General features: G+C 43.1%; 1 protein-coding gene and 1 pseudogene. Both read right to left on the reverse strand.

Translation table 11 applies throughout. The features are described from left to right. A partial coding sequence (locus A3762_RS21790; RefSeq protein WP_068757605.1) for a L,D-transpeptidase occupies nt 1-446 on the reverse strand: 446 nt, incomplete at its 3' end. Between the two features lie 56 nt (nt 447-502). Next, nucleotides 503-724: pseudogene (locus A3762_RS27920) on the reverse strand (TetR/AcrR family transcriptional regulator); the annotation flags it as partial.

Raw genomic sequence — 724 nt, forward strand, 5'->3', positions numbered from 1 at the left:
TGATCAAACAATGTAATTACATCATCACAACGCATCCGAATGCACCCATGTGACAACGGCCGATCAATTGGCTCTTGATCAGGAGTACCGTGGATATAAATATAACGATTCTTGCTATCAACCTCTCCTAGACGGTTGAAGCCTGGCTCGCAGCCGCTCAACCATAGTATGCGTGACAATATCCAGTCTTCATCAGGTTCAGCTAGATATCGAGCTTCAGTAAATGACTTTATTTGTGGGGTTCGCGCCTCAAACACCGTATCGCGGGAAAGCTGGTGACCGATTTTGTGCTTAACAATGTGATATCCGAGCGGGGTACAAAAAGAACCTTCAAGTTGACCGCTGCCATTCTTCGCAGTAGAGACTGGATAAACTGTGCGGTTTCCGTCTAAGTCAAAACTATGAAGTTCTTGCTTGGATAGAAATATGAGAATGCGTTGAATCATTTAGCTAACCTCTTAAAGTCGAAAAAAGATTAGCAATACAACAAGATCTAATCGAGTTAATTAACGTCCATTGCTGGAGCGGTTATCCCCGCCAACATATATGGAACAATTAGATCAACGATTTCCTCAGGATTAGCCTTCGCGTCTTTACTATTTTCTAGAATTTCAGTTAATGGCTGAATGCTCGACATCGTAAATGCGATCGAGCCCAAAGTGAATTGTGTACGCCAAAAACGCTCTTTAGTGCTTAGCTCTGGCGTACTCAAACGCACAAGTTC

Source organism: Oleiphilus sp. HI0125 (assembly GCF_001635355.1).